This is a genomic window from Dechloromonas denitrificans (assembly GCF_020510665.1).
GTDB lineage: Bacteria > Pseudomonadota > Gammaproteobacteria > Burkholderiales > Rhodocyclaceae > Azonexus > Azonexus denitrificans_B.
Window position 1 is genome coordinate 1,709,553 of sequence record NZ_CP075187.1, and the last position, 20,020, is coordinate 1,729,572.

Consider the following 20,020-nt stretch of genomic DNA (forward strand, 5'->3'; position numbering starts at 1 on the left):
ATGAAAAAACAACGTGGCGTTGCGCTTTCCGGTTTGCTGTTCTGGAGCATTGTTCTGGTACTTGTGGCTGTTCTGGGGATAAAGGTTGCTCCAACCTACATCGAGTATGCCAAGACGCTCAAGGATACGAAGGCTGTCGTTGCACAAGTGGCGCCGGATGCCAGCGTGACCGATGTGCGCAAGGCTTTTGACAAATATGCCGAGATCGATCATCTGGCCATACCGTCAAGCCAGCTCGAAATCTTCAAGGATAGCGGCAAGATCGTGATCGAATTTGCCTATGAAAAACGTATTCCTCTCTTTGCGAACGTCAGCCTGCTGATCGACTACAAGGGAACGACCGCTGGAAACTAAGGCATGAGCGCCGTTGCATTGGCCCAGGCCATCGGTCACCGATTTGCCGACCCGAGCTTGCTCAAGACGGCACTGACGCACCGTAGTTTCGGCTCACCGAATAACGAGCGACTTGAGTTTCTCGGTGATGGCCTGCTGAATTGTGTGGTTGCCGCCGCCTTGTACAGGCGTTTTCCAGCAATGCCGGAAGGCGATTTGTCACGTCAGCGAGCGAATCTTGTCCGACAGGATGCGCTGCATGGCCTGGCACTCAAGCTCAAGGTCGGCGAATTCCTTCGTCTGGGCGAGGGGGAGCTCAAAAGCGGTGGCGCCCAGCGTCCATCGATTCTGGCCGACGCCCTGGAAGCCCTGTTCGGTGCCATTTATCTCGATGCCGGTTTCGAAGCGGTCGATGCGGTGATCAATCGCCTCTATCAACCCTTGTTCGAGGCGCTGACGCCCGGCGAGGTTAAGAAGGACGCCAAGACCTGCCTGCAGGAGTGGCTTCAGGGGCGTAAAAAAGCCCTTCCCAAATATCACTTGCTTGAAGCGACGGGCGCTGCGCACGAACAACGTTTCGAAGTTGCCTGCGAAATCGAAAATCCGCCCTTGCGTACGATCGGTCACGGCACCAGTCGCCGTATCGCTGAGCAAGTTGCTGCTGACAACGCACTGAAAGTACTCAAGGCATGAAAAAAATGCACTCCGGCTATATCGCCATCGTCGGTCGCCCGAATGTTGGGAAATCGACCCTTCTGAATCGCCTGGTGGGCGAAAAAATCAGCATTACCTCGCGCAAGGCGCAAACCACCCGCCATCGTGTCACCGGCATCGTGACAAACGATGATGCCCAGTTTGTTTTCGTCGATACGCCGGGTTTCCAGACCAAGTTTTCGAATGCGCTGAATCGCACGATGAACCGTGGTGTGACGCAAACCCTGGCGGACGTCGATGTCGTTCTCTTCGTGGTTGAAGCGGGCCGTTTCGACGACAAGGACAAGGCGGTCATTCGCCTGCTGCCGAAAGACCGGCCGGTCATCCTGGTGATCAACAAAACCGACCAGATCAAGGATCGGACCGAGTTGTATCCCTTCGTTGCCATGGTTTCGGCTGAATATGATTTCGCGGCCGTCGTTCCGGTCAGTGCCGCCAAAGGCCGTCAGACTGACGATTTGCTGGCTGCCGCACGCAAGCATCTGCCAAACGAAGGCTTGATGTTCCCGGAGGATGAACTGACCGACAAGAGCGAACGTTTTCTGGCCTCGGAATACATCCGCGAAAAGGTTTTCCGTCTGCTCGGCGATGAGTTGCCGTACGCCACCGCCGTCGAGATCGAGAAATTCGAAACCGAAGGCAACCTGCGTCGAATCTTCGCCGCCATCGTTGTCGACCGCGAAGGCCACAAGGCCATCGTTATCGGCAAGGGCGGCGAGTCGCTCAAGCGTATCGCCAGCGAAGCCCGCCAGGACATGGAGCGCCTGTTCGACGGCAAGGTTTACCTTGAAATCTGGGTCAAGGTTAAATCTGGCTGGAACGATGACGAGCGCCTGCTCAAGAGTCTTGGTTACGAATGAACCTGCGCGGCAAAGTCGATGGCCAGCCGGCCTACGTCTTGCACACCTACCCGTTTCGGGAAACCAGTCTCATCGTTGAAGTGTTTTCCCGCGATTTCGGGCGGATGTCGCTGCTGGCCCGTGGCGCGCGCCGCCCGCGTGCCGCGATTCGCGGGCTGCTGATGGCATTTCAGCCAATCGAAGTGGCCTGGGCCGGCAAGGGTGAAGTACTCACGCTGATGAAGGCCGAATGGCAGGGCGGTTTGCCGCTGCTGGCCGGCGAAGCCCTGTTTTGCGGCTATTACCTCAATGAATTGCTGATGCACCTGTTGCCCCGCGAAGATGCCCATGAGCATCTTTTCGAGCGCTATGGCGACATGCTCGCTCGCCTTGCGGCCGATCCGACCGGCAAAGTCCGCGAAGCCAACCTGCGCAGTTTCGAAAAAGCCTTGCTGCAGGAACTAGGTTATGGCCTGACGCTGAATCACGATAGCGAAGGCCAGGCGATTGTGCCTGATGCTTTCTACAGCTACCGGATGGAGCAGGGGCCTGTGCGCATGGCACACGACGAGGCTGCGGCGCAAATTGTTTGCGGCCAAACCTTGCTCGATCTTGATGCAGAGGATTTTTCCAATCCGCGTTCGCGCAGCGAGGCAAAAATGCTGATGCGCAGCCTGATGGCCTATTACCTGGCCGGTGTCGAACTCGAAACACGAAAGATATTCAAGGAGTTACAGGAACTATGATCGAACTTGGCGTCAATATCGACCATGTAGCCACGCTGCGCCAGGCGCGCATGACCTATGAGCCGGACCCGGTCTGGGCGGCCGTCGAGGCTCATCTCGGCGGTGCCGACGGGATTACCGTGCATCTGCGTGAAGATCGCCGTCACATCCAGGATGATGACGTTCGCCGCCTGCGCGATACGACGCAGATCAAGCTCAATTTCGAAATGGCGGCAACGGATGAAATGGTTGGCATTGCCTGTGGCTTGAAGCCGGAAATGGCCATGCTGGTCCCGGAAGGACGACATGAAGTGACGACCGAAGGCGGTCTCGATGTGCTCGCCCAGGAGGCACGCCTGAAAGGCGTGATCAGGCGCATGGCCGATACCGGCATCGTGACCAGCGTCTTTATCGATGCCGAAGTGGCCCAGATCGAGGCGGCAGCCCGAATTGGTGCCCGTGTCTGCGAAATCCATACCGGTCCTTACGCTCACGCTTTCCATGCGCATGGACGCGATGCCGAAGCGCCGGCTGTACTGGCCGAGCTGGAAAAGATCCGTCAGGCCGGCATGGCTATCCAGCAACTCGGCATGCGCTTCAACGCCGGGCATGCGCTGAATTTTTACAACGTGCAGCCGGTTGCCCGACTGGCCGGCATTCGCGAACTGCACATTGGTCATTCCATCGTCAGCCGCTCGGTTTTCGTCGGCCTGCGCGAAGCCGTCCGTGAAATGAAGCAACTGATGCGCGAAGCGGCGCAGCGCGGCGAATGATTTACGGCATCGGCACCGATATCGTTGCCGTTGCCCGCCTGCAGACCATGTGGGAGCGGCACGGGGAAAAGACGCTGGACAGGCTGCTGGCACCTGACGAACGGGCTGATTTCGAACGCGCTACCGACAAGGGGCGTTTTCTCGCCAAGCGCTTTGCGGCCAAGGAAGCCTTCAGCAAGGCGCTTGGCACCGGTGTGCGTCCACCAGCGGTTTTACCTGCCATTGCCGTCGGTCATGATGAGCTCGGCAAGCCGATGCTGGTCTTGCACGGTCAACTGGCTGAAATGATCAAAAACAAGCAATTGAAAGCCCATCTGTCGATCAGCGATGAAGCGGATTACGCCATCGCTTATGTCATTCTGGAGCACGCATGAAGTACATCCCGCTCGGCCCGCTGATGATCGATATCGCCGGCCACACATTGACCGATCTTGATCGCGAGCGACTCTGCCATCCGCTGGTCGGCGGCATTATCCTGTTTTCGCGCAATTATGCCGATCGCGAGCAGTTGACCGCGCTAACCCGAGAAATTCATGCGCTGCGCCAACCCAGGCTGCTGATCGCCGTTGATCATGAAGGGGGCAGGGTACAGCGCTTCCGCGAAGGGTTTACCCGCCTGCCCTCGATGCGGACATTGGGTCAGCTTTACGAGCGTGACCCTGAAGCCGGGCTGTCTGCGACGCGCGATGTCGGCTTTGTGCTGGCCGCTGAATTGCGTGCCTGCGGTGTCGATTACTCATTCACCCCGGTGCTCGATCTCGATTACGGCCCTTCGCGAGTCATCGGCGACCGTGCCTTCCACCGTGATCCGCTTGCAATCATTGCGCTGGCGAGTGCCTTGGGTGAGGGCTTGAAGCTGGGCGGCATGGGCACTTGCGGCAAGCATTATCCGGGGCATGGTTACGTCATTCCGGATTCGCATGTCGAGTTGCCGATCGATGATCGTCCGCTGGATGCGATGCAGGATGATCTGCTGCCATACCGCCATTTGCCGCTTGATGCGATCATGGCGGCGCACGTTATTTATGAGTGTTTCGACTGCAATACGGCTGTTTTTTCAAATAGATGGATCGACTATTTAAGAAACGACATTAAATTTAATGGCGTCGTCTTTACCGACGATTTATCAATGGCTGGGGCTGGCGTGGTCGGTGACATGCTGGCTCGCGTACAAACAGCATATGGTGCCGGTTGCGACATGTTGCTGGTCTGCAACTCACCGGATTCGGTTGCGCTGGTCCTTGAAAACTGGCATCCGGAAATTGACTCGGCACGTCGGCAACGGGTCGAGCAACTGGCGGCCAATGCCGGGCAGGATATCGCGTTCCCTCCGGATAGGCTGCTCGCTGCGCAAACGGTGGCTAGCGCATTGTTTGCCGCTCAGGCCTGAAATCAGGGCCGCACTTGGCGCGGCTCGAACCACTGGCAAATCATCCCGGAATTTTCCAGCACGTCGCGACTAGGTTGTCGGCGACTGCGAAACCCTAGCACCTGGCAGGCGTAGGGAAAGTTCGCATCGTAGGTGATCTGATGGTGGCGGCAGCGCATGCAGTTGGGTGCCTGTGCCGGAGAGTCGGTATTCATTCCATTCTGCAAATAAAAACCCGCCGGAGCCAACGCTACGGCGGGTCAAGTGATCAATCAGCGATCAAACCAGCCCAAGGCTTTCATCAACGCCCAGATGCACGTTCATGGCCTGGACTGCAGCGCCCGAGGCGCCTTTGCCCAGGTTGTCGAGGCGCGCAATGATCAGCATGCGCTCTTCGTTGCCGAACACGGCGATATCGACCCGGTTAGTATCGTTATTCGCTTCAACATTGTAGAAACCGCCTTCAGTCGTGGCATCCAGATCGACCGGCAGGACACGGATGAAGGCTTCGTCGGCATAGTAATCGGCGATGATCTTCTGCACATCGGCCGGCGTAACCTTGCGGGTGAATTGCTTCGGGTGCAGGTAGGCAGTAACGGCCAAGCCCTTATAGAACGGCCCGACGATGGGCTGGAAGATCGGTTCCACGGTCAACCCGGTGTAGGCACACATTTCCGGCAGATGCTTGTGGCCCAATGCCAGGGCGTAAGCGCGCGGTGCCTTCAGTTGCGTCGTGCTGGCGCTGGCCGCTTCGTAATCGGCGATCATCTTCTTGCCGCCACCGGAATAGCCGGTGATGGAATTGGCCGCAATTTGCGTGTCGACCGGGAGAAGGCCGGCGGCGACCAGCGGTTTGATGGCCAGGATGAAGGCCGAAGCATGGCAACCCGGATTGGCGATGCGTTTGCTGCGGCGAATTTTCTCGCGCTGATCCTTGGCAACTTCGGGCAGGCCGAATGTCCACGCCGGATTGATCCGGTGCGCCGTCGAGGCATCGATCACGCAGGTATTCGGATTGTCGACCAGAGCGACCGATTCCTTCGCGGCATCATCCGGCAGGCAGAGGAAGGTGATGTCGGATTCGTTGATCAGGCGTTTGCGCTCGGCGACATCCTTGCGCTTGTCGGCATCGATCTTGAGCAGCGTGATATCGGCACGCTTGGCGAGATATTCGTTGATCCGCAGGCCGGTCGTGCCTTCCTGTCCATCGACAAAGACTTTATAGGTCATCTTGAATCCGAGAGTCTGGTGTTGTTCGAAAGCGGAATTCTGGCAGAAAAACAGGTCAGTTTGGTGACAGCCGACAATTCAGCTTGGTAAAAAAGAATCGGGCAGCCGAAGCTGCCCGATCACACTGCCGAAAACCGCTGGATTACTTGACGCGGTTCTTGTATTCGTCGGTGCGGGTGTCGATTTCGATCTTGTCGCCGATCGAAACGAAAGCCGGGACCGGCAGTTCGAAACCGGTAGCCAGCTTGGCCGGCTTCATGACCTTGCCGGAGGTGTCGCCCTTGACGGCCGGTTCGGTGTAGACCACTTCGCGAACGACGCTGTTCGGCAGTTCGACGGAAATTGCCTTGCCGTTGTAGAAAACGACTTCGCAGGCCAGGCCGTCTTCCAGGTACTTCAGTGCGTCGACCATGTTTTCGGCTTCGACTTCGAACTGCTCGTAGTCGGCATCCATGAACACGTACATCGGGTCGGCGAAGTAGGAGTAGGTCACTTCCTTCTTGTCGAGCTGGACAACTTCGAACTTGTCGTCAGCCTTGTAAACAGCTTCGGAAGCTGCTGCGGTCAACAGGTTCTTGAGCTTCATTTTGACGACCGCAGCGTTGCGGCCGGACTTGTTGTACTCGGTCTTTTGGACGACGAGCGGGTCGGCGCCGACCATGATGACGTTGCCGGAGCGGAGTTCCATTGCGGTTTTCATACTGAGATTCCCGAAAGCTGAAAAAAGAAAAACGTTAAATTATACCTTGGGGCGGCAGAAATTGACGAGCGCAGTCGCCAAGTCCGGGCTTTTTGCCAGCCTTGCCGCCCAATCCTGGGTGTGGGCTTCGATTTCAGCCTGGTTGGCGAGAAAATCAGCCCAGGCTGAAGCAAGCCCCTGGCCGGTGTTCCAGGCGCTAAAAATCGTCTTCAGACTGGATTGAAGATCAGGCGGCAAGGCCTCGGTGTAGCGTTCGACGAAAGCCTCCAGCTTGATCAGGTGCGCCTCGTCTTCCTGTTCGTAAATCTGCCAGACAAAGGGTTTGCCGGCCCACTGGGCGCGCAGGAAAGAGTCTTCGCCGCGCACGAAGTTGATATCGCAGCGCCAGAGCAACTGGTCATACTCATCCAGGGGCAGGAACGGAATTGGCTCGATCGACAGTTGCCCCAATTGCCACGGGCCGCTGCCGCCGAGATGTGCCGTCACTGCAGCCAGGGGTTTGCCGGGCGAAACATGGCAGCGAATCGGCTGCGTCGAACCGGCCATTAGGTCGATCAACTCGGCAACAGGCGCGCTGTCGTAGCAAAACAGACTGATTTCCAGCGATTCATCCGCTGTTTTTTTCGCGGCTGTCGCGGCGCGGGCGGCGAGCAATCCTTTTTCGCGCAGCAACCCGCCTGTCGCAGCAGAAAATCCGGGAAAGAAAAAATGTTTGACCAATGGCAGGGAAGGGTGGGGAGAGGCCATGCCGTGACAACCGTCGGCCCAGCTTTCTGCCGTCAGGTATTCAAGATTGATCCAGTGCGGCTTCGGCGTCATCCCAGCCATTGCTTCGATATAAGCAACCGGCAGTTCGCAGGCAAACGCTTCGATAATCACCCCGGCGACACGGTCGACCGCGAAATCTGCCGCCCATTGGCAAACTTCGACGCCGGCGATGTTTTGCGCCGGGAGCTCGGTATCCAGCATCGGGCAAAGCGGCTTCAGACTGTTCAGGTCATCGACCCACAGACGGATCGCCAGATGATGCTCGGCTGCCAGTTGCCGGGCAAGACGCCAGCACACGCCGATGTCGCCGAAGTTGTCGATGACCCGGCAAAAGATGTCCCAATGAGGCTTCATGGGGCGCCATGCTAACATTCCGGCCATGCCTGAGTTCAAAGATCCCCAAGACTGCACCGCCTGCCCAAGGCTGGCCGAGCACCTTGCCAATATCCGTCGACGTGACCCTGAGTGGCACGCACTTCCCGTTCCCGCCTTCGGCTCGCTCGATGCCCGCTTGCTCGTTGTCGGCCTCGGGCCGGGTGAAAAAGGCGCCAATCGCACCGGCCGGCCATTCACTGGCGACGTGGCCGGCGAACTGCTTTACCCGGCTTTGCATCGCTTTGGCTACGCCAGTGCAGGCGAGCCACTGGGCAAGGATATGTGGGCCAATCCGGCCATGAGCCTGAGCGATTGCCGAATTACCAATGCGGTGCGCTGCCTACCGCCGGCCAACAAGCCGACAACGGCGGAAATTCGCCAGTGCAATGGCCATCTCAAGGCTGAACTGGCAGCCATGCCGAATCTGCAGGTGATCATCGTTCTTGGGGCCATTGCCCATCAGGCGCTGCTCTGGACCTACGGTCTGAAAGTCAAGGATTACCCCTTCGGCCACAACGTCACCCACACGTTGCCGGATGGCCGTCGTCTGGTGGCCAGTTACCATTGCAGTGGTTACAACTGGCGGACCGGGCGCTTGACGCGCGAGAGCTTCGAAGGCGTCTTTGCCGGCATCAAGGCTTTTCTCGGCTAGCCGCATCGTTCCATGAGCTTCGATGCCAAGGCCTTCCTGGCCACCCTGACGGAATTGCCCGGCGTCTACCGCATGCTCAATGCGGAAGGCACGGTACTTTACGTCGGCAAGGCCAAGAATCTCAAGAAGCGGGTGACTTCGTATTTTCGCGAGAATCTGCCGAGCCTGCGGATCGCGCACATGGTCAGCCAGATCGACCATATCGAAACAACTGCAACGCGTACCGAAGCCGAAGCGCTGCTGCTTGAAAACAACCTGATCAAGTCACTGGCGCCGCGTTACAACATCCTGTTTCGCGACGACAAGTCCTACCCCTATATCGTTTTGACGCGTGACGAATACCCACGGCTGGGTTTTTACCGGGGCAACCCGGATCGCAAGGCGGATTACTTCGGGCCATATCCTTCTTCATGGGCAGTGCGCGACAGCATTCACCTGCTGCAGAAAATGTTCCGGCTGCGCACTTGTGAAGACACGGTATTCGCCAATCGCTCGCGCCCCTGTCTGCTGTATCAGATCAAACGGTGCAGCGGCCCTTGTGTGGCACATGTTTCACCCAAAGATTACGCTGGCGACGTACAGATGGCAGCAATGTTCCTGCTCGGCAAGCAGCAGGAAGTCACCAAGCGCCTCAATACGGCGATGGAGGAGGCTTCGGCTCGACTGGCTTTCGAACTGGCTGCGGTCTATCGCGACCAGATCCAGTCCTTGCACCAGGTCCAGGAAAAGCAGTTCATCTCCAGCAGCAAAGGCGAAGACGTAGATATCATTGTTGCCCTGAAGGAAGCCGGGCAGCTATGCGTCAATCTGGCAATGGTCCGGGGTGGGCGACATCTTGGCGACAGGCCGCTGTTTCCCAGTAACGCAGGTGAGTCTTCGGTCGCCGATGCCACAACGGCCTTCATTCATCAGCACTATGCCGCGCATCCGGCACCGGCCCGCTTGCTGGTATCTCCGTTGCCAGAGGATGAAGAGCGCGCTGAAACAGAAAGCACCATGGCAGAACTGGCTGGTCGGCCTGTGCCGATTCAGGAAGGTCGTTCCGTGCTGCATCGCGCCTGGGTCGATATGGCCAGGCAAAATGCCCGGCTGGCGATTCTGGCGCGCAACCAGGCAACGGCCCAGCAAGAGCAACGGCTTGCCGCGCTCCAGGATGCATTGGGTCTGCCGGAGGCGATTGTCCGTATCGAGTGTTTCGATATCAGCCACACGCAAGGTGAGGCAACGATGGCATCGTGCGTTGTTTATTATGGTAACGGGATGAAAAAAGCCGATTACCGTCGTTTCAATATTCGCGACATCACGCCCGGCGATGACTACGCCGCCATGCGACAAGCTGTTTTTCGTCGCTATGATGCCGTCGCCAATGGTGATGGCGTGGCTCCCGACCTGATCTTGATCGACGGCGGCAAAGGGCAGGTGGCTTCCGCACATGCCGCTCTGGCGGATCTCGGTTTGGCCCACTTGCCGATGATAGGCGTGGCCAAGGGGGAAGGGCGCAAGGCCGGGCTTGAGACCCTGATTTTTCCTGACCAGCGCGAGCCGCTACAATTGCCCCCGGACCACCCTGCATTGCATCTGATTCAGGAAGTTCGCGACGAAGCCCATCGTTTTGCCATTACGGGCATGCGGGCTCAGCGCAGCAAGGCACGCAAGACGTCAACGCTGGAAAGCTTGCCGGGGATTGGTCCGGCTCGCAGAAAAGCGCTGGTTGCCCGCTTCGGCGGCTTGCCGGGCGTGCTGGCGGCAAGCATGGATCAATTGGAAGAAGTGCCTGGCATCAGTCGGGAATTGGCCGAAAAAATTTATATAGCGCTACACTGAACGCATGCCTCTGAATTTACCCATCCTGCTGACATGGCTGCGCATCCTTGCGATACCGCTGCTTATCGCCGTCTATTACATGCCCGAGCCATGGGCCACGCTCAGTGAGCGGGATGTGGCGGCAACACTGATTTTCATGGCGGCAGCACTGACTGACTGGGCAGATGGTTACCTGGCACGCAAACTGAATCAAACCTCGGCTTTCGGTGCCTTTCTTGACCCGGTTGCCGACAAGTTGATGGTTGCCGCAGCGCTGATCATCCTTGTTCAGCTTGGGCGAACAGATGCCATCGTCGCAACGATCATCATCGGCCGAGAAATTACCATTTCTGCGCTGCGCGAATGGATGGCCAAGATCGGTGCAGCCAAGAGCGTTGCTGTTTCGATGCTCGGCAAGATCAAAACCGCCGCACAAATGCTGGCGATTCCACTTTTGCTTTACTACGTACCGCTGTTCGGCATGGATGTGAAGCAGTTGGGTAACTGGTTGATGTGGATCGCAGCATTGCTGACTCTGTGGTCGATGGGGTATTACATGCGCATGGCCTGGCCTGAGATTGCCCGCCGTAGTGGAGAAAAATAGCAAGACGCTGTTGACATCGCGCGCCCTTGGCCTATAATGCGCGCTCTGTTTGACGCGGCAGTAGCTCAGTTGGTAGAGCGATACCTTGCCAAGGTATAGGTCGAGAGTTCGAGACTCTTCTGCCGCTCCAGTTTCACCGGAAAAGCTCAGCTTTTCCAAAGCAGTAAAAGTAGTGCGAAGGCGCGATAGCAAAGCGGTTATGCACCGGATTGCAAATCCGTGTAGGTCGGTTCGACTCCGGCTCGCGCCTCCAAAAAGATGCGGCAGTAGCTCAGTTGGTAGAGCGATACCTTGCCAAGGTATAGGTCGAGAGTTCGAGACTCTTCTGCCGCTCCAAAAATTCAGTAGCATGAATTTTGGTGCAATAAAGTTGTACCGAAAGAATATGCGGCAGTAGCTCAGTTGGTAGAGCGATACCTTGCCAAGGTATAGGTCGAGAGTTCGAGACTCTTCTGCCGCTCCAAATATAGAAAAAGGGAAAGCATGCATGCTTTCCCTTTTTCATATCCCGGCACCGATCGATATAATCGGCCAGCCAGCCCGGATGGTGAAATCGGTAGACACAAGAGACTTAAAATCTCTCGGCTTATGGCTGTGCGGGTTCGATTCCCGCTCCGGGCACCAACTTGATTACTCGATACGCCAGAAAAACCGCATCAATGCGTATTTTTTTTGGCATCGGAGCATCGGCATGTACTCCCCATTTTTACGCACGGCACCGTTCCAAGCATCACTTGGATGCCAACCAATGCCGCATCCAAGTGCTTGTTGCGACGACAAGCCATTCATTCTGGTTGCTCTCTATAACTTTTGGATGATTGCTGAATTGGTGAGTATCCGTAGAGAATCTCCCCCTCTCTTTTCTCCTTGCGAGCAAGCTTCATGAACAAGTTGATGAAATTTGTAATTATTTTCCTAGCAACCCTGTCGATGAGTTGCGCTTGGTCTGGGGAGCAGGATTCCAGCAAGCGATACCAGGTTGTATATGTCGCCAGGGTGGCCATTGAGGCTGATATGGATCGAAATAGCCCGGATGAGGTCAAGTATTACGAAGACCTGGAAACAGAGGCAACTGCAAATCTTGCCAAATGGTTCAAGGGTGAGGGCTACACGGTTGTGGAAGCGCCCGATTCCAATAACGAGCGACTGTTAATCATCAACACCAAAGCACTTTTCAATGCAGGCAATCGTGCATTGCGGTGGATTGGGGGGATTGGTGGCGCTGGCAAGGCTAGCGCCGACGTGACAATCGATGCGGTGGAGTCCACGTCTGGAAAACTGATCGCCTCGAAGAACGCCAAGGGTTCTTTGCGGATGGGGGGATTCGGCGGTAGCGCCCCAGGCATGCTGATGGGAGCGATTGATTCGGCTTGGAATGAAGTAATTGCCGACGTGTCCGCACAAAAATAATTCGTTGTAAATCCGGAGAGCCACACCAAGCCCCGGTGGGCGAGGTTCAATGGGTTCTGTTCTCGGGCAGATAGCGCCGGGTCAAGGCGGTCAAACGGCCGTCTTTTTTTACCTGCAGCAATGCACCATTGAGTTGGGCAACGATTTGGGGGCTGGTTTCAAGGCTGATGCCAAACCAGTACTCCGAGCTGTCATCAACCAGGATGGCAGGCTCCAGTTCGTCGACACTCATGTTGTTTTGTTTGGCGTTGTACATCGCCGCCCAATCCAGCGACAGCAATAGATCGAAGCGACCGGCCTTGAACTTCCGCATGTTTTTATCGTCATCAATTGCCAGATCGAGTTCCTTGCCGACCTGGAAACCTCGCTTGAACAAGGTTTTTACTGCCGCGGACTCCTGAACGGCACCGATCTGAAAACGTTTTGCATCTTCGATATAGGCCAGCGAGATGTCAGTTCTCCGGCTTGATTTGTAGAGGTAGATACGCCTTTTGCTGATCGGCCCAACCCATTGAAAGAGGGATTCACGCTCGGGGGTCCGCACCAGTGAGTAAAGTATGGTGTTCTTTTGCTGCAGGGCCATTTGATAGGCGCGGGCCCAGGGCAGGATATTTTTGTGCAGGGTCAGGCCGCAGTCTTTCGCCAGCATGTCGAGCAACTCGCTGGAGAAACCGACAATCTTGCCGTTTTGCTCGTAATTGAGCGGCGGCAAGGGCTCCGTCAAGGCACTCAATTCTACGGCTGCCAGCCGGCTTGCAGGAGCAAGGCCAACGAGCGAGGTGAGCAAAACAACGAAAAGCCGATGCCTGAGATTCATGGAAGTCCGACGGGTGATGTTGTTGCGAGTATAAAACAGCGACGAGTCGGTTTTATGACCAAACGGCGTGTTGACCGCAGCAACCCAGGCTGGTTACCAGACTTGCTACCGCATCAGGGAGGCGCGGAGAGGGTGATTATTTTTCCCAGTTGCTTGAGTGCGCTGTCGATTTCACGGGTAAACGGGGCGCCGCAATTGAGGCGAATGTAGCCATCAAAACGGTTTGAGTTGGAAAACATCAGCCCTGGCGCAATGAAAATGCCCTCGGCCAATGCGGCATCGAATATGCGCTTCGACGAACAGCCGGCAGGTAATTCAACCCACAGCGCCAGTCCGCCGGCCGGTTCGGTCAGGCGCGTGCCTTCCGGAAAATAAGCGGCAATGGCTTCCGCACTCCGTTCGCGTTGCGATTTGAGGTTGCTGCGCAGGTGGCGCAGGTGGCGGTCGTAAGCGCTGGATGCCATGAATTCGGCGGCAACCAGTTGAGCCAGTTCTTCGTTATTCCGGCTTTGTACGTATTTGAGCATTTCCACCCGGGAGTGCCAGCGGCCGGCATTCATCCAGCCCAGCCTCATTCCCGGGGCGAGAATTTTGTGCAGCGAGGCGCAATGAATGACATTCCCGTTGCGATCCCAACTTTTCAGTGCACGCTGCGGGGTATCGCCATTGGTCAGCGCACTGTAGGTGTCGTCCTCGATCAAGGCAATATCCTGTGCGGCACAGAATTCGACCAGTCTTTCCTTGTTGGCATCCGGCATGATGCTACCGAGAGGGTTTTGCAGAACGGGGACGACAACCATGGCACTAATGTGCTCGTGAGTCCGTGCCGCCAGTTCAAGCGCCTCCAGTGAAATGCCGGTGTGCGGACTGGTCGGAATTTCCAGTGCCCGCAAACCAAGTGTCTCGAGCACTTGTAGCAAGCCATAAAAAGTCGGCGATTCCACCGCGACGATATCGCCGGGCTGGGTCACGGCGCGCAGTGCCAGGTTGAGCGCTTCGATACAGCCCTGAGTAACGACGATTTCTTCCGGCGCAAGCAGCATGCCGTTCATCATCGCCCGTTTGGCCAGAACGGTACGGAATGCCGCATTGCCGTTTGCCGGGGCCGGCTTGACCAATAGATCCGGGTTCAGGCGCAAAGCTCGTGTCGCGGCATTTTTCAGGGCTTCGCCGGGGTACAGCGACGGGGCGCTGCGGGCACTGGAAAAATTAACCTTGACCGGGTACTGGCGACCGCGGGCCACGAAATCGGAGACCCGTGCATGAATGCCGACATATTGGGCCGGATCGAGCGGTTGACCGTGGCGAGGCTCTTCGAGCGATGGTGCACTGAGGCGACGGGGTTGGCGGACAAAATTACCCGAGCGTGGCCGAGCCTCAAGCCAGCCATCGCTTTCAAGTTGCCGACAGGTTTGCAGCGCAGTAGACAGGCTGATCTCGTGTCGCGCCATGAGCACCCGAATCGATGGGAAACGATCTCCCTGACTCAAGGTGCCGGTTTCGATGGCTTCCTGGTAGTGCTTCGCCAGACGGCGATAAATCGGTAGCTTGTCCATGCCTGATCATCCCTTGGCGACAAATCGTGGAACAGATATAGATGAGTGTTTATTGAACCATAGCAGTTGCAAAAATTCATATCTGCTTCGGTTCAGACACATCTTTCCTGTCACTGTTTTGCATCTGTCGGGCTGGCTACGATGTGTCATCTCCCGGCGATCGGGATAGCGACAAGGAGTGGCAACATGGATGACCAGCAGATGATGAAAATCGACCTGGCAGCAGGCGAGTCCAGGCAGATCCTGGTCGAAGGCGGCAGCACCTTGCTATTGCTGAGCGGCTGCGCGGAAGTGTGCAGCCCATTTGGCTGGCTGGCAGAAAACATCCACCAGACGCGGACGCAACTGGATGCAGAAAGCAGTGTGGCGGTCGAGCAGGGCGGATGGATCGAACTGTCGGGCCGAAGCGCCGCACAGTTTGTCGTACTCCCGCCCGACACGATGCCCTTGTGGTCGTCACTGGTCCGTAGCCTGGAGAAAATGCTCGCAAACCGGCGGTTGACCGCAGCAAAGTAATTGACCACCAAGAGGCCTGGCAAGCGGGCGACACAATCGCCCGCTTGTTCAGTGCCGAGGAAAATTGTCCGGGCGGTTGTCCTTCTTCTCAGCTCGTGGCGGAAGCGGCGGCGCCTGCATGCCCACCAGCATGGTCAGGAGCAGCAGGACAACCATCGAAATCGCGCCGCCAAGCATGAATCCGGACAGCATCAGGAGGGCCGGAACGATGGCGATGCCGCACATCAGGAATTCAACGGCATCCTCGATACCGTGGTAACCGATTTTTTTGAGCAGTTCGCTGAACATGACTGGCTCCTTGTATCCGGATCGTTGAAAAATCCCCTTGTTCATTTTTTATAGCAGGCTCCGGGAAAAGCGACAGGCAGTTTTTCCCGGGCAAATATCGGAGCGAATTGAAGCCCCCACAACAGTCATGTTTATTCCGATTCGGATCAAGGAAATGATCTGCGCCGCTCGGCACAATCCTTCCTGAATGCCAATCCGGCATGCCCTTCAAAGGAACCATGATGCAACCCATCCACGCCTGCAATCACACCACCCCGGAAGCGCTTTATCCGTTCGACGCTCGCGGTATCGCCAAGCGTTTTCGTCACGCCGCCATCTTCGGTGCACTCGATGCGCTGATGCCGGGCGAGACGATGCGCTTTTGCAATGACCACGATCCCTTGCCGCTGCTGGCCCAATTGCAACAACGTTACGGCGCACGTCTGAGCATCGAGTACAAGCAGCGTGAACCGGGTGCCATCGTGATCGATTTTGCCGTTGTCGCCTGAACACCCGGCAACTGATCTTTGCTCTCCGGCGGGCGGCCCTCCGCCGCCCGACCCCGGGCAATGTTACTGTGCACGCCTTGACGACTTGAGCCGGTAAAACCGACCGGCAACGCTTACCCCACCGTGAACAGACTCCTTGCCCTTGCTGGCTTGTCGCTTCTTGCCTTGCTCGGCAGTGCCGTGTGCACACTGGCCGGCTGGGGAACGCCACTGGCGGTGGCACACCTGGCTTTTGCCATCGGTATCGTCCCGCTGATTTTCGCTGCGATGAGCCATTTTGTGCCCGTGCTGACCCGCACGGGCGACCCCAGTCGCTGGATAATCCGCCTGCCATTCCTCGCCCAGATCGTTGGTGGCGTGGCTGTGCTCTCGATGCAGGGCTGGCTGCCGCGCAGCCTGCTGTATCTGGCTGCCACGGTCGACCTCGCGCTGGCCGCCATTTTGCTCAACTGGATTGCCGGACGGGCAAGAGCAACCCTGGGGTCGCCTCATCCCGGCTGGCGCTGGTACGGCGCCGCTCTCGGCTGCCTGATGCTGGCCTTGCTGGCCGCCATCCTGATCGGATTCTTTCCTGCCTACTGGCGGGCCTTGCGTCTTTTTCACCTGCATTTGAACACCATTGGCCTGGTCGGCCTGGCGGCACTGGGAACACTGCCTGTCCTGCTGCCAACGGCACTCGGCAAGCCCGACCCCGAAGCCGCCGGCTGGTTGCGGCGGCGGCTCTGGCTGGTAGCCGGCGGCGCACTGGTCATTGCTTCCGGCACCGCAATCCTGTGGCCTTTTGCCGTCCCTGGCGCAGCACTGTTGCTGGTCGCCGCTCTCGGCCTGATCGGCCAGTGGGCCAGGCGTTTCGGCCTGCGCGAAATGCTGGCTGACGGCGTTGCCGCGTCACTGCTCGCCGCAGTCTGCGGATTATTGCTGACGCTTGCTGCCGGCGTCGCGCATGGCGCCGGCCTGTTGCAGGGGCGGCCCAGCCTTTATGCCTGGGGGGCCGGCTTCCTGTTACCGTTGATCACCGGGGCGCTCAGTCAATTGCTGCCCGTCTGGCGCTGGCCCGGACCGATGTTGCCGGCCCGGCCGATCATGCGCCAGAAACTGGCGGCGAGTGGCGCCTGGCGGGGCGGCTTGTTCATCCTCTCAGCGATTGCGCTTCTGGCCAATCAGGACGCGTTGGCCGGGGTGTTTTTGATGGCTGGCGTAGTGCTCTTTGCATTTGGCTTGCTGCAAGCTATGCGCGTCTCGCGGTCGACGCGGTAAAATCACTGTTTTTCGCTTTTCAGGTTTTCGCCATGCGCTATCTTTCGACTCGCGGTCACGCCGCGCCCCAGGCTTTCTGCGACATCCTCCTCGGCGGTCTGGCGCCGGATGGCGGCCTTTATCTGCCGGAAAGCTATCCGCAGATCAGCCGTACCGAACTGGACGCCTGGCGCAAGCTGTCTTACGCCGATCTGGCCTACGAAATCCTCGCCAAATTCATCACCGACATTCCGGCTGCCGATTTGAAGGCACTGGTCGCCAAAACCTACACGGCCGATGTCTATCGCCATACCCGCAACGGCGGCAATGCAGCTGAAATCACGCCGCTGACCAAGCTCGAAGAGGGGCTCTACACGCAGGAACTGTCCAATGGCCCGACGCTGGCCTTCAAGGACATGGCGATGCAACTGCTCGGCAACCTGTTCGAGTACGTGCTCGACAAGCGCGGCGAGTCGATCAACATCCTCGGCGCGACCTCGGGCGACACCGGTTCGGCGGCCGAGTACGCCATGCGCGGCAAGCATAACGTCAAGGTTTTCATGCTCTCGCCGGATGGCAAGATGAGCGCCTTCCAGCGCGCCCAGATGTATTCGCTGCAGGATGCCAACATCTTCAACATCGCCGTCACCGGCATGTTTGACGATGCGCAGGACATCGTGAAGGCCGTCTCCAACGACGCCGAGTTCAAGGCCAAATACAAGATCGGCGCGGTCAACTCGATCAACTGGGCACGTGTTGCGGCACAGATCGTTTATTACTTCCAGGGCTATTTCCTGGCCACTAAAAACAACGACGAGCAGGTTGCCTTCACCGTGCCGTCCGGCAATTTCGGCAACATCTGCGCCGGCCACATTGCCCGCCAGATGGGGCTGCCGATCAAGCAACTGGTGCTCGCCACCAACGAAAACGATGTGCTCGACGAGTTCTTCAAGACCGGCGTCTATCGTCCGCGCACCTCGGTCGAAACCAGCGTGACCTCCAGCCCGTCGATGGATATTTCCAAGGCTTCCAACTTCGAACGCTTCGTCTTCGATCTGGTCGGCCGCGACCCGGCGGTCGTCAAGGCGCTGTGGGCCAAGGTCGACAAGGGCGAAGCCTTCGATCTGAGTGCCACGGTCCACTGGCAAAAAATGCCCGAATTCGGTTTTGTCTCCGGTAAGAGCACGCATGTCGACCGGATCAATACCATCCGTTTCGCGCAAGGCCGCTACAACGTCATGCTCGACACCCACACGGCCGATGGCCTGAAGGTGGCACTGGAGCATCGTCAGCCAGGGCTTCCGATGATCGTGCTGGAAACGGCTCAACCGGCCAAGTTTGAGGAAACCATTCGCGAGGCACTGGGTACCGAGCCGGTGCGTCCGGCGGAGTTGGCCGGGATCGAAAATCTGTCCCAGCACGTCGTGGTCATGGCGCCCGATGTCGAGGCCATCAAGCGCTTCCTGGTCGAACGCGTTTAAGTGATTGAAAGAAGGGGCTGCGGCCCCTTCTTTTTATACGCGGTAATCCGAAACGGCCAGCCGCTGCAGGCGGGCAAGAACTTCCGAGAACTCGCCTTCGATCGAAATGGCCTGATCGAAGAAATGGTGCGTTTCATCCAGCGCCTCCTTGAGCAGATCTTCAACGTAGCTTTCCTGACTTTCAGTCAAGCCAAGCGTCACGATGGTCCGGCTCAGGCCTTCGATCATTTCGACCATTTGGTGCTGACCATTGCTGCGATTGTCGCGCGACTTGTCATTGATTCGCGCCAGCGCACCGCGCAACTCGGCCAGCACGCCTTCGATGCCCAGTTTCTGCAAGTCGCGTTCCTTGCTGGCATCCAGCCCGCCAATCCTGATATCCGCACTTTCTGCCAGGACCGCCAGGTTGTCGCGCAAACGTCCGACTTTTTCCGGGTTGTCGGTGGGCAAATTTTGCACGAGCAATGAAACATGCGCGTAATTGAGCACCGCCCGCGAGCCGAACTCAAAAATACGGCCAATATCCTTCAACGTGTCGAGCACGGAGGATTGCAAAGGCGACATTTCTCCCTCGGTCGAGAGAACAAGCAGTTCATTGCAACCGCGAATCTGGACGGCTCCCTTGAGCCCCCAGGCCTTCATGGCCTGAATCAGCTGTCGCCCGATGCAGTCATAGCTGTGACCACTGGCGGACTCGCGCAGGAATTCAATGACCACCCCCAGATCACTCATGCCGGTCATTGCGGCAAAGGCTATTTTTTGTGCGTTTGAAGACTGATCGGCCAGTTGGCGCAAGCGATCGCCCTGATCGATCACCCCTTTGATCTTGTGCTTCAACTCATGCACGGCAATCGGTTTGGTCACAAAGTCATCGCCGCCGGCCTCGTAGGCGGCAACACGCTCGGGTGCCGTGTCGTGTGCCGAGACGAAAATAACCGGGATGTGGCCGCTTCCCGGCCGGGTGCGGAAGGAGCGGCAGGTGTCGTAGCCGTTGATGTCCGGCATCTCGATATCGAGCAGTAAAACATCGAACTGCTCATGACAGGCCAGGAACTCCTCACCACCGGCAAATTCCGTGACTTCGTAATCGGTGCAGAGCAGGCGACTCAGGATGACACGTTGCGGCGTGTTGTCTTCAATAATCGCAATCCGGTGTTTGCTGTTCATCGCCTCTCCTTTTATCCGAAAATATTAACACAAATGTAATTTTTGATAAATTACACCTGTGTTTTATCAGGACTATTCCTTATGCCATGCAACAGTCGATTGACTAAGGTCAATAGTGACATGACTAAAGTGATATTTACTTGCTACCTCGATTTAAAGGATTGCCGGACTGATAC

Annotated in this window: 22 protein-coding genes and 5 tRNA genes; 20 read left to right on the forward strand and 7 right to left on the reverse strand. The window is 57.4% G+C overall.

What is annotated here, in order from left to right; translation table 11 throughout:
* From KI614_RS07940 to nagZ, 7 genes are read left to right on the forward strand one after another with little or no spacing between them, the layout of a single operon-like run.
* Positions 1-354 carry a DUF4845 domain-containing protein gene (locus KI614_RS07940; protein ID WP_226409146.1) on the forward strand — a complete coding sequence of 118 codons (354 nt, stop codon included), beginning with the start codon at positions 1-3 and terminating at the stop codon, positions 352-354.
* Positions 355-357: 3 nt separating this feature from the next.
* Positions 358-1,026 carry a ribonuclease III gene (rnc, locus tag KI614_RS07945; RefSeq protein WP_226409148.1) on the forward strand — a complete coding sequence of 223 codons (669 nt, stop codon included), beginning with the start codon at positions 358-360 and terminating at the stop codon, positions 1,024-1,026.
* A complete protein-coding gene (era, locus tag KI614_RS07950; protein WP_203466576.1) occupies positions 1,023-1,907 on the forward strand; it encodes a GTPase Era in 885 nt (294 codons plus the stop codon). Before rnc ends, era begins: the two co-directional genes overlap by 4 nt.
* Positions 1,904-2,632 (forward strand): DNA repair protein RecO, encoded by a 729-nt coding sequence (recO, locus tag KI614_RS07955; protein ID WP_226409151.1) that lies wholly within the window; start codon positions 1,904-1,906, stop codon positions 2,630-2,632. The genes era and recO overlap by 4 nt, the downstream gene beginning before the upstream one ends.
* Entirely contained in the window at positions 2,629-3,384 is a 756-nt protein-coding gene (locus KI614_RS07960) for a pyridoxine 5'-phosphate synthase (protein WP_226409153.1), read from the forward strand. The genes recO and KI614_RS07960 overlap by 4 nt, the downstream gene beginning before the upstream one ends.
* Positions 3,381-3,758 (forward strand): holo-ACP synthase, encoded by a 378-nt coding sequence (gene acpS / locus KI614_RS07965; RefSeq protein ID WP_226409155.1) that lies wholly within the window; start codon positions 3,381-3,383, stop codon positions 3,756-3,758. Before KI614_RS07960 ends, acpS begins: the two co-directional genes overlap by 4 nt.
* Complete coding sequence (nagZ, locus tag KI614_RS07970) at positions 3,755-4,774, forward strand: beta-N-acetylhexosaminidase (RefSeq protein ID WP_226409158.1); 1,020 nt, start codon at positions 3,755-3,757, stop codon at positions 4,772-4,774. Before acpS ends, nagZ begins: the two co-directional genes overlap by 4 nt.
* Positions 4,775-5,032: 258 nt before the next feature.
* Here the strand turns inward: nagZ and argC are convergent, their stop codons facing one another.
* The 3 genes from argC to earP all read right to left on the reverse strand — a co-directional run bounded on the left by argC (position 5,033) and on the right by earP (position 7,805).
* Positions 5,033-5,983, reverse strand: coding sequence for an N-acetyl-gamma-glutamyl-phosphate reductase (gene argC / locus KI614_RS07975; RefSeq protein ID WP_226409160.1), 951 nt, complete (start codon positions 5,981-5,983; stop codon positions 5,033-5,035).
* 142 nt (positions 5,984-6,125) lie between these two features.
* A complete protein-coding gene (gene efp, locus KI614_RS07980; RefSeq protein WP_203466583.1) occupies positions 6,126-6,683 on the reverse strand; it encodes an elongation factor P in 558 nt (185 codons plus the stop codon).
* Positions 6,684-6,722: 39 nt separating this feature from the next.
* The gene (gene earP / locus KI614_RS07985) at positions 6,723-7,805 is read right to left on the reverse strand and encodes an elongation factor P maturation arginine rhamnosyltransferase EarP (protein WP_226409162.1); all 1,083 of its coding nucleotides are present in this window, start codon (positions 7,803-7,805) and stop codon (positions 6,723-6,725) included.
* Here earP and KI614_RS07990 point away from each other — a divergent pair.
* The 9 genes from KI614_RS07990 to KI614_RS08030 all read left to right on the forward strand — a co-directional run bounded on the left by KI614_RS07990 (position 7,804) and on the right by KI614_RS08030 (position 12,295).
* Complete coding sequence (locus KI614_RS07990; protein WP_226409164.1) at positions 7,804-8,478, forward strand: uracil-DNA glycosylase; 675 nt, start codon at positions 7,804-7,806, stop codon at positions 8,476-8,478. The two genes, earP and KI614_RS07990, sit on opposite strands and share 2 nt — an antisense overlap.
* 12 nt (positions 8,479-8,490) lie before the next feature.
* The gene (gene uvrC / locus KI614_RS07995; RefSeq protein WP_226409166.1) at positions 8,491-10,302 is read left to right on the forward strand and encodes an excinuclease ABC subunit UvrC; all 1,812 of its coding nucleotides are present in this window, start codon (positions 8,491-8,493) and stop codon (positions 10,300-10,302) included.
* Positions 10,303-10,306: 4 nt separating this feature from the next.
* Entirely contained in the window at positions 10,307-10,885 is a 579-nt protein-coding gene (gene pgsA / locus KI614_RS08000) for a CDP-diacylglycerol--glycerol-3-phosphate 3-phosphatidyltransferase (protein ID WP_226409168.1), read from the forward strand.
* Between the two features lie 54 nt (positions 10,886-10,939).
* A tRNA-Gly gene (locus KI614_RS08005) sits at positions 10,940-11,015 on the forward strand.
* Between the two features lie 49 nt (positions 11,016-11,064).
* Positions 11,065-11,138, forward strand: a tRNA-Cys gene (locus tag KI614_RS08010).
* A gap of 7 nt (positions 11,139-11,145) precedes the next feature.
* Positions 11,146-11,221 (forward strand) — tRNA-Gly (locus KI614_RS08015).
* 51 nt (positions 11,222-11,272) lie between these two features.
* A tRNA-Gly gene (locus KI614_RS08020) sits at positions 11,273-11,348 on the forward strand.
* A 75-nt stretch (positions 11,349-11,423) separates the two neighbouring features.
* Positions 11,424-11,509, forward strand: a tRNA-Leu gene (locus KI614_RS08025).
* Between the two features lie 258 nt (positions 11,510-11,767).
* Positions 11,768-12,295: a hypothetical protein gene (locus KI614_RS08030; RefSeq protein WP_226409170.1), complete on the forward strand. Its 528-nt coding sequence runs from the start codon at positions 11,768-11,770 to the stop codon at positions 12,293-12,295.
* A gap of 46 nt (positions 12,296-12,341) precedes the next feature.
* On the opposite strand, the gene KI614_RS08035 is transcribed toward KI614_RS08030, so the two are convergent.
* Both KI614_RS08035 and KI614_RS08040 read right to left on the reverse strand, forming a co-directional pair.
* Positions 12,342-13,112, reverse strand: a complete 771-nt coding sequence (locus tag KI614_RS08035) for a substrate-binding periplasmic protein (RefSeq protein ID WP_226409172.1) — start codon at positions 13,110-13,112, stop codon at positions 12,342-12,344.
* Between the two features lie 113 nt (positions 13,113-13,225).
* Positions 13,226-14,668 (reverse strand): PLP-dependent aminotransferase family protein, encoded by a 1,443-nt coding sequence (locus KI614_RS08040; protein WP_226409174.1) that lies wholly within the window; start codon positions 14,666-14,668, stop codon positions 13,226-13,228.
* A gap of 186 nt (positions 14,669-14,854) precedes the next feature.
* Between KI614_RS08040 and KI614_RS08045 the strand changes: the two genes are divergently transcribed.
* A complete protein-coding gene (locus tag KI614_RS08045) occupies positions 14,855-15,184 on the forward strand; it encodes a hypothetical protein (RefSeq protein WP_226409176.1) in 330 nt (109 codons plus the stop codon).
* Between the two features lie 48 nt (positions 15,185-15,232).
* Here KI614_RS08045 and KI614_RS08050 read toward each other — a convergent pair whose 3' ends face one another.
* Positions 15,233-15,472, reverse strand: a complete 240-nt coding sequence (locus KI614_RS08050) for a hypothetical protein (RefSeq protein WP_226409178.1) — start codon at positions 15,470-15,472, stop codon at positions 15,233-15,235.
* 218 nt (positions 15,473-15,690) lie between these two features.
* Between KI614_RS08050 and KI614_RS08055 the strand changes: the two genes are divergently transcribed.
* The 3 genes from KI614_RS08055 to thrC all read left to right on the forward strand — a co-directional run bounded on the left by KI614_RS08055 (position 15,691) and on the right by thrC (position 18,677).
* The gene (locus KI614_RS08055) at positions 15,691-15,960 is read left to right on the forward strand and encodes a DUF2249 domain-containing protein (RefSeq protein WP_226409180.1); all 270 of its coding nucleotides are present in this window, start codon (positions 15,691-15,693) and stop codon (positions 15,958-15,960) included.
* A gap of 123 nt (positions 15,961-16,083) precedes the next feature.
* Positions 16,084-17,217, forward strand: coding sequence for a hypothetical protein (locus KI614_RS08060; protein WP_226409182.1), 1,134 nt, complete (start codon positions 16,084-16,086; stop codon positions 17,215-17,217).
* A gap of 32 nt (positions 17,218-17,249) precedes the next feature.
* Positions 17,250-18,677, forward strand: coding sequence for a threonine synthase (gene thrC / locus KI614_RS08065; RefSeq protein ID WP_226409184.1), 1,428 nt, complete (start codon positions 17,250-17,252; stop codon positions 18,675-18,677).
* Between the two features lie 33 nt (positions 18,678-18,710).
* On the opposite strand, the gene KI614_RS08070 is transcribed toward thrC, so the two are convergent.
* Positions 18,711-19,844 (reverse strand): response regulator, encoded by a 1,134-nt coding sequence (locus KI614_RS08070; protein ID WP_226409186.1) that lies wholly within the window; start codon positions 19,842-19,844, stop codon positions 18,711-18,713.
* Positions 19,845-20,020: the final 176 nt, after the last annotated feature.